This is a genomic window from Microvirga aerophila (genome assembly GCF_003332305.1).
GTDB lineage: Bacteria > Pseudomonadota > Alphaproteobacteria > Rhizobiales > Beijerinckiaceae > Microvirga > Microvirga aerophila.
Genome location: NZ_QOIO01000108.1, coordinates 1 through 7,491, shown reverse-complemented (window position 1 = coordinate 7,491; position 7,491 = coordinate 1). Strand labels below are relative to the sequence as shown.

At 59.1% G+C, this 7,491-nt stretch carries 9 protein-coding genes, 1 pseudogene and 1 riboswitch; of the genes and pseudogenes, 3 read left to right on the top strand and 7 right to left on the bottom strand.

Annotated features, from left to right (window positions below):
• From DRB19_RS28080 to DRB19_RS28065, 3 genes and pseudogenes are all read right to left on the bottom strand, one after another.
• Positions 1-302, bottom strand: a pseudogene (locus tag DRB19_RS28080) (polyhydroxyalkanoate depolymerase); the annotation flags it as partial.
• A 139-nt stretch (positions 303-441) separates the two neighbouring features.
• Positions 442-699 (bottom strand): hypothetical protein, encoded by a 258-nt coding sequence (locus tag DRB19_RS28075; protein ID WP_114189267.1) that lies wholly within the window; start codon positions 697-699, stop codon positions 442-444.
• 562 nt (positions 700-1,261) lie between these two features.
• A complete protein-coding gene (locus tag DRB19_RS28065) occupies positions 1,262-1,591 on the bottom strand; it encodes a hypothetical protein (RefSeq protein ID WP_114189265.1) in 330 nt (109 codons plus the stop codon).
• A 393-nt stretch (positions 1,592-1,984) separates the two neighbouring features.
• Between DRB19_RS28065 and DRB19_RS28060 the strand changes: the two genes are divergently transcribed.
• The gene (locus DRB19_RS28060) at positions 1,985-2,239 is read left to right on the top strand and encodes a hypothetical protein (protein WP_114189264.1); all 255 of its coding nucleotides are present in this window, start codon (positions 1,985-1,987) and stop codon (positions 2,237-2,239) included.
• A 49-nt stretch (positions 2,240-2,288) separates the two neighbouring features.
• Complete coding sequence (locus tag DRB19_RS30455; protein WP_147023075.1) at positions 2,289-2,666, top strand: hypothetical protein; 378 nt, start codon at positions 2,289-2,291, stop codon at positions 2,664-2,666.
• 244 nt (positions 2,667-2,910) lie between these two features.
• Here DRB19_RS30455 and DRB19_RS28050 read toward each other — a convergent pair whose 3' ends face one another.
• Entirely contained in the window at positions 2,911-3,300 is a 390-nt protein-coding gene (locus DRB19_RS28050) for a PRC-barrel domain-containing protein (protein ID WP_114189262.1), read from the bottom strand.
• A gap of 96 nt (positions 3,301-3,396) precedes the next feature.
• On the bottom strand, positions 3,397-3,996 hold the full coding sequence (locus DRB19_RS28045; protein WP_114189261.1) for an ElaB/YgaM/YqjD family protein: 600 nt from the start codon (positions 3,994-3,996) through the stop codon (positions 3,397-3,399).
• A 1,158-nt stretch (positions 3,997-5,154) separates the two neighbouring features.
• A riboswitch (SAM-I-IV-variant riboswitch) is annotated at positions 5,155-5,254 on the top strand.
• A 37-nt stretch (positions 5,255-5,291) separates the two neighbouring features.
• Between DRB19_RS28045 and DRB19_RS28040 the strand changes: the two genes are divergently transcribed.
• Complete coding sequence (locus DRB19_RS28040; protein WP_114189260.1) at positions 5,292-5,894, top strand: hypothetical protein; 603 nt, start codon at positions 5,292-5,294, stop codon at positions 5,892-5,894.
• Positions 5,895-6,168: 274 nt separating this feature from the next.
• Here DRB19_RS28040 and DRB19_RS28035 read toward each other — a convergent pair whose 3' ends face one another.
• Both DRB19_RS28035 and DRB19_RS28030 read right to left on the bottom strand, forming a co-directional pair.
• Positions 6,169-6,843: an SOS response-associated peptidase gene (locus DRB19_RS28035; RefSeq protein WP_114189268.1), complete on the bottom strand. Its 675-nt coding sequence runs from the start codon at positions 6,841-6,843 to the stop codon at positions 6,169-6,171.
• 257 nt (positions 6,844-7,100) lie between these two features.
• A partial coding sequence (locus DRB19_RS28030; RefSeq protein ID WP_114189088.1) for an IS30 family transposase occupies positions 7,101-7,491 on the bottom strand: 391 nt, incomplete at its 5' end.

Below are 7,491 nucleotides of genomic sequence, written 5' to 3'. Positions count from 1 at the left end.
GCAATGGCGGCCAAGACCGGAACGGCAGGCTGGCAGACGGCGCTCACGTGCAGGTCCGGCCCGAGCGCCTCGAACATGGCGATGCAGTAATCCACATAGTCCGACAGGTCGAACCGGCCTTCGCTCAGGGGCACCTGCTTGGCATCCGTCCAGTCGGTGATGAACACCTGATGGCTGTCGAGGAAGGCGGCCACCGTGCCACGCAGGAGCGTGGCGTAGTGGCCTGACATTGGAGCGACCATCAGCAGCTTTGGCTTGTTCGACGGCTCGCCGAAGGCAATGACGCGGCAGAAGGGCCGCTGTCCAGCAAGCTGTGAACCTCAGCCGGATAAGCATTATATTAGCCAAGGCTACTCTTGGAGGGTAGCTATGGGGTTAACAGAAAGAGAGCGCATCCTCGCACTGCCATGCACCTGCACGTCATATGGTGCGGTAAGGTCCCTAGCACCACACGAGATGAGCCATGCGCTCGCTCTCAAACCGGGGCAGTGAGGCCCGCACATCGTTAGGCCTCCTTCTGATCCCTCTGATCTGCGTTTCGCGAACCACGCATTCGACACCGCTCGATGCGCCCTTGATCCGGTACTGCGGCTCGTGAGAAGTCTCGGGCAGCACCTGCACGATCACGTAAGTATCAGGATCAGCCCGCCTGGGATGGGCAGGTAACACCGACTGGCCGACTTCGAACTTGTGCTTCATCGGACACTCCGTTCAGCAAGTTGACGCCCCCTGCCTCGACAAGACGAGGCTCTGTGAGGCTCTCCCATCCGTACATTTTGGTATAGTCCTCTCCAGGCGCGATTGATCCGATTGGAGACCTCATCAGCGTTGACCGACCTCATAAGTCTCACTGCTCGCTGCCAGTGATTGAACCACGCGGCGAACGGCGTAACTGTCCTCGCAGCCGCGCAAGCTGCCGAACGTAAGAAGTCTGCTGCTCTTGATACCGCTCTTGCAGCGTCCTGATCACAGTCAGTTTCAGCCAATCATCGGCTGAGCTTTGCCTGACGGTTTCAAGATCACCCTCGTACTCGACATCAAGGTCAGCGAGCGCTGCTAAGAGCGATTGCTGCGTAGACTGAACCACCGAAGGATGTCGATAGGCTATGCTCATTTTAGCCTGGGATGATCGGTGTTCTGTGGAGGCTAACATGCGTTTCCTCAATGTTTTTTGATTATTGGCGTAGCCTGTTACTGTGGCGGGTGGGCTGTCATGGGGCCGAGCGCAATTTGCCCGACAGTCGTTATGTCTTTGGGTTCTTCAAATTCCGAAAGACTGGCGATGTTGTTGCTGCCGCAGCTTCTCAAGCTGATTGAGGTATGGTTCGCGCCTTGCGCGATGCGCCGCCGTCAGCTTCCGTCTGACATACTCTTTGAGTTCGTCCTCAGTCGCGCCGCGCTCGACCTCCTCCAGGCGAAGATGATGCTCAGCGTCGATCTGGCTGAGCGTGCGTAAAATCTCCCACATCAGGGCCTGGAGTTCAGGTGAGTACATGCGGTCCTGGGGTGCCTCATCCCTCCGTGCAACAAACGTCTTGCGTGTACCCGGCATGATTCCTCCAATCATGAATCGCTGGATAAGCGAGAGCACCACGCAGTTTCATACTGAGTGGCTATGGTTGTGCCGTCTCGTGGTGCGACGCTGATGGCGCTTGTATCCGCAAAGATCGACCGAAGTAGGTAATTCTTAACATGGATTAAGAACCGGAGACCCCGGAAGAATACCGGGTGCTGTTACGTAACTCCTCTGAGGCATGGGCTGCGTTGCCGACGCACCATGGTCTGGCACAGCAATGCTCAACCATGCTGGCATGAACCAGAGCGTAGTGGTCGGAGCGCCGGGCGCTTCAGGGCGCAGGAGTCTTCCGCCTGCTCATGATCCGAGGCTGAGACGTTATTCTTTACCTCGTCTTTCCTTGCTTCTGCTTAGTGGCATGGGTGTAGGCTCAACGGCACTTCCGGCTCTGACATTCGGGAGGGTCAGATGGAAACCATCCGTCTCATCGTGGAGAAGATCACTCTTGGCGAGGAGACAGCCGCTCGGGTGTGGTCGCCGGATTGCTCGGGCTTGGGCATTATTGCCAAGAGCCACGAGGAAGCGGTGACGCTAGCCAATCGAGCAGTGGCGGATTTGCGCAAGTCGCGCGGCCAAGACAGACCATATGAAACGGTCGTGTTACGATCCACGAGCGATCTTTCGCGTAGACGTCGCCCTGGCCCTCAGCCCCTGCATCGGTAAGAACGTCCGTGCGCTCAATTACGCTGTCAGTAACATTACGCACTTCGCCATGGATCAGAACTTCGGCGGATCAGTCCGTTTGGCGGCAAGGGCGAGCAACCTCGGGCGAGAACATCGATACCGCTACCGTTTGTCTGCCCTGAAGCGCGAACATCGAAACACGGTGGCGGTCATGGCCGGGATCAAGCCACTCGACAGTGATCTCGCTGAGCGTCCCATTCGGGCCATTCTCAGATCGAGAACTTATGCTGCCTTGGCCAAAGCGCTTCGTGTACGCCTCAAGCGTGCGAGCGAATGCGTCGAAACCACCCTGGATCGTTTCACCGAGCAACATCAAGTGGTCATTGCAAAAGCTGAAATCTATGCCGAACGTCAAGGCACCCGAGGGCAGCGGACGCCGCAAACCGTAGCTGCCGTTCCCGGATGAAAGGACAAATCCTACTGGAACGATCTCCCATCCAGAGTGCTTTGCGATCTCCGTCACCTCGGCCAGCGACATCCCGGATCGGTATCCCTGTAGCTCAAAGGCCATTGTGGGAAGCGACGCCACAATAAGCGATGCGGCAGCAAACGAGGCGGACACCAAGCGCATCGAGGCTGTACCTCCCGAGTGCAATCATAAGTCTGCGAGCCGTTGTGGAAACGGGGCTCGCAGACTGCGCCATTCGAGATCAGATACCCCAGTAGTAGGGGGCTCCCCAGTAGTCAAGCAGTTCGCGCTCACGATCTCGGTCTGTCCAGTCATAATCATCGCGCTCCCGATAGAAACTCGGAGCGCCGCGTAACTGCTCTTCTGTAATGTCGGTGCAATAGCCGCCCAGGCCGGTGTCGTAGGTAAGCTTGCTCCAGGGGATCGTGTGCTCATCCGCGCCGATGCCGAGGAAGCCCCCAAAGGACATGACCGCGTAGGTTACCTTGCCGCTGATTTTCTCGATCATGAGGCGCTTGATCGAGCCGAGATGATCGCCGGTCGGATCGTAGACGGCAGTGCCCTCCACCCGATCACTCTCGATCAGAGGCTTGCCGGTCGTCACGCCAGGAGCAGCATCTGTTTGGGTCATGTCATCTCCTCAACAAGACTCTCTGTCGATACCCCCGTGAGTCTCCTTTTTCTTCTGCTGCGCCTTTCCAGACAGGCTGTCGTGGTCAAGGCATAATCAGGACCGGCGTGCCTCATCACGGTGCGGGGCGTAGCCGCGTCTGGTCCGGGCATAATCGGGAACGCGGTTGCGTTGCTCTCCCTTGGTGCCATGGATCAACCAAGCCAGCCCGTAGCCAATGGAACCAGCTATGAACAATGCCAGCCAGGGGTTCTCCGTCACGCGTTGCCTGACAACGCGACGGCCCTCTTGATAATAACGATCAGCCTCTGGGTAGCGCTCGCGAGCTTGGCGCACGTAGCGCTCACCCTGGTTGTAGGCTTCCTGCGCTGTCTTGGACGCGCTCCCTACCACATCGCCCAACGCCTCTCTGACCTGATCGAGAAGCTGCTCGGCGGTGTCCTGCTCAGCTTGGCTTGAGTTCGCCGGTTTGGCCGACGTGGCGGCGCTCTGCTGATCGTAGTCAATGGCACCACCCTTGGTGATGCTGACTGAGACTGGATCGCTGGTCGGAAAGGTCTCGTCGATGGCATGGTCGAGCTTGGTGTCCAAGTTCGCTTTCGAGTTTTCCGGCAAGTCGCAGTCCGGAGGGCAATCGATAGGCTTGCGCGGTTCACTTGGCATGGATGGGCTGTTGGCAATCGGTGAGTTGGCCATTGGGAGGTCTCCTCCAGGGGCTGGATGCGGTTGCATCCGGCTCCGCTGCACCAGACCAACTCCCGCGCACAGGCCCCGTTCCGGCCAGAAACTAACATAGATCAATGGCTTCGCTGCAACCCGAGCAACAGCCATCAGTTGAAGGTCGATACGCGGCTGAACCGTCCGCAGAGTCGTTAGGGGACAGCCGGTGATGATCATGGCTGCCAAGCCCCCACCAGACGAGGATCGTGCTACCCCCGCCGGGGCCGATGGAGCGGTCGGCGTGAGATCGGCCACAGGCTCGCTCCCTAACACCCAGCTTGCCGTTGAGATCGGACGTAGTCTCCGAACCCGGAACCAAGCTTGCCTCAATGACAACCTTCCCGACAAGCTTGCCGCTCTCGTGCGTCAGTTGTAGGAGCGGGAGGATGGATCAGCCCCATCGCGGCAAAGGTAACCTTCAGGCAGCCATCCGATCCGCTGCCCTTGCCACTTCCTGCAACAGCGTCTCCTCTGGAAGAGGACGCGGGAGAAAGCACCCGTCCCCGGGGACATCGGAAGGGTGAAGGTGCCGGATGTGACGGGAAGTGATCACCAGTCCGAGGGGAGGCCAGCGGTCGTGAACTTTGTGGGCAAGCTCGAAGCCGTCTAAGGGCCATCGGCGGGCAGCGACGGAACATTACCAAAACGGGGCGTCTGACCCTAAGCAGGTAATCTGCCAGCACTGTGGGCAGGAGTATCTCAGTTCTCATATCAATGCGCGCTTTTGTCGGCGGACATGTGCGGGCGCATTTCACACACACGGTGTCCATCGGAGGAAAGTATCTGAGGCACGAGGAAGCTGCTTGGACGGGTCTGGATATGTACCGAAGCTCGGCCACGGGGCAAATCTATGACACTAGGCTGCCATCTCACGGGATATCAATCGAGCCGCACGCCAGCGGTGTACAGCTGGGAAGGAGCAGGAGATGCAGGAGGGTTTACAGGGGTTGACGGATGTAACCCGACATCCGTCAACCCCTGCTGCATAGCAGCAGAGTCCGAGCCGTGGTGGGAACCGCAAGTAACTCGCGCATGCACCTAGAGGGGTAACGAGGTTAACCTCTACTGTGATCAGCTTTACCGCTCCTCATCCCTTTGAGCTGTTCCCCCACCCGCCCAAGTGAAGATAAGGTTCTCCTGCATCCCGAGAGGGCCCAAGGGTCCCGCCAACCAGCTTTGACCAGCAATGGTGGCAAAGACAATGAAGCCCGCAGGGGCAGCAATAGGTCTTCTCAGCCCTCGCCGATGTGTCCGCAGTTGGAAAGCTTTTGATGATCTCCCGACGCAGCTTTCTTCTCGGCCTCGGCAGCCTTGTCACAGCATCATTCGCTGCCCGTGCCCAGGCTTATGCTTTGGCCGAGGGTGGTCCCCTTCTCCTCGACCCGGGCCCCGTGGAGAAGATGCTGCATCTGTACGAAGGATTGGATCCCGTCAACAGCGAATGGGGTAGCAAGTGGCGTGTCTCGCTCGGGCTCTGGCAGCAAGATCCGCCGGATCCCCCCACATGGCGTGAGCACCTGCGCCAGCAGGGCTACCATTTCGACTCCCCAGACGATCTTGATCGTATCTGGCGGGAGCGATGTGTTGCACCTGAGGAGCTCGACGCACCCCTTCCTGAGCAGTCCTGGTGGTGCGTTTGGGAGTTCGATGAGAGCCCGCAGGCGAAGGCTTACACGCTGCTCAAGGAGCTTGGCCTCGCTTGCCGCCTCAACCGGTCTGATAAGAAGGCTGGCCGCATCACCTTCGTCGAGTGGGGCTACCACCCGGGCAGCTCTAAGCGCTTTGTCGAACTGCAGGATGATCTCACTGTGTCTTTCCTCCAGGCCCGGCTCATCGAACGCAAGTTACCAATCCGGCTCGTCATCGACGATTAGCATCGCACTTTAATCTGAGTCCTCGGACACACCATATCGGGACACAATGCCTTTCCCCGTTCACTGAACTAGGACGGTGTCGACTGCCTGGCGCTCGACTTTTCGAATTTCCTTGGGTAGCACGAGCTCCATCAGACCTGAATAGATGGAGCCTACGTGCGGCCAGTGGTCACCTCACTCGGAACGGCCCGGACGCACGAGCCAGTCTGAGGTCGGCAGCATGGATACCTCGAGAATGTCGGTGACCAGGCCGTCGACAGCGAGCTGGATCTCCTTAGGCATGCGATCCAGCGGCGGTCTGCCCTTCCTCGGGTTGGTCGGATCTGGCTCCTTGGGCCACGATCTCAAGCATGTCGCCCGGCACCGGTCGTTGCAGCTTGAGCGCGTCATCCACCGGCGCGGTGAGCCAGACATCGTATTCTTCGGGCGTCGTGAGGATCACCGGCATCGCCTTCGGATGGATCAGCCCAACGACCTCGTTCGGCTCAGAGGTGAGGAACGAGTAGAGCAGGTGCTCACCCTCGACCGGCTCAGCCTTGGTGCCGCGTACGCCTGTCCACGGCCGCCAAATGCCAGCGAAAGCGGCCAGTGGCCGGTCCTTGTTCAAGGCGAACCAGACGGGCGTCTTGCGCGGCTTGGTATCGTTGTACTCGCTGAAGCTCGTGAGCGGCACGAGGCAGCGGTACTGCTGCTTGAGCCATGCGCGCCAGAACGGCGACGAAACGTTGCGCACGTTGGTGACCGGCTGGGTGCCGACCTTCGGCGGCGGCGGGAAGCCCCAGCGCATCCGGATCAGCTCGCGCTCGCCATCGACCATCCGCACTACGGGAGCCATCTGGTCTGGGAAGATCGCGGGCAGGGGAGGGACGTTGCCAGCGCTGTCGCGGCTGACCTCGAAGGCCCAGCGCATGGCCTCCTGGGTGGTGTAGCTCGAGTAGAGATTGCACACGGGCGGGATCCTCTGGCGGGGCATGGCACCTTATGCGGTGGCAGCGTTTCTCAAATCATGAAGAGGCTCGTGAATCTCAGTTTCTTAGTGTGCCTTTTATTTAGGGCATGCCAAACAAGGTCGCCTGCCGCGAGGCAGTTCGCATTTGCCACTTGGGTGATTTTGTACAAGCACATGACGTGCGTCGCTGCTCGTAGGTCTCAGCGCAGCCGGAAAGCTGAACTTCGTACTTGGCAGCGATTGAAGCCCTGGTGGGTTCAAGTGATGAGCGCAACAGCTTTGGCCAGGGTAGCTCCTGGGGTTTGAAAGCCAAGGGTTTTTCTTGGCCGGGTATTAAGCCGGAGCGCAACCGCATCCAAGTCGCTTTGGCTATAGGCGGACAGGTCTGAACCCTTCGGGAAGTACTGCCGCAGCAAGCCATTGGTGTTCTCGTTGCTTCCCCGCTGCCACGGGCTTTGGGGATCGCAGAAGTAGACCTCAACGTCAGTCGCGACGCTGAAGCGCTTGTGATAAGCAAGCTCCATCCCACGATCCCAGGGCAGCGATGCCATCAATCCTTGAGGCAGACGTCGAACCTGCCGCACAAGAGCCTTCACCACGCTCTCGCTGTCTTTGCCGTCAACTCGAACGAGCAGCACGAACCGGGAT

Excerpts from the sequence above, each read along its gene's own strand:
- DRB19_RS28075 (WP_114189267.1), bottom strand. The coding sequence starts at position 699 with ATGAAGCACAAGTTCGAAGTCGGCCAGTCGGTGTTACCTGCCCATCCC.
- DRB19_RS28060 (WP_114189264.1), top strand. The coding sequence starts at position 1,985 with ATGGAAACCATCCGTCTCATCGTGGAGAAGATCACTCTTGGCGAGGAG.
- DRB19_RS30455 (WP_147023075.1), top strand. The coding sequence starts at position 2,289 with ATGGATCAGAACTTCGGCGGATCAGTCCGTTTGGCGGCAAGGGCGAGC.
- DRB19_RS28050 (WP_114189262.1), bottom strand. The coding sequence starts at position 3,300 with ATGACCCAAACAGATGCTGCTCCTGGCGTGACGACCGGCAAGCCTCTG.
- DRB19_RS28045 (WP_114189261.1), bottom strand. The coding sequence starts at position 3,996 with ATGGCCAACTCACCGATTGCCAACAGCCCATCCATGCCAAGTGAACCG.
- DRB19_RS28040 (WP_114189260.1), top strand. The coding sequence starts at position 5,292 with ATGATCTCCCGACGCAGCTTTCTTCTCGGCCTCGGCAGCCTTGTCACA.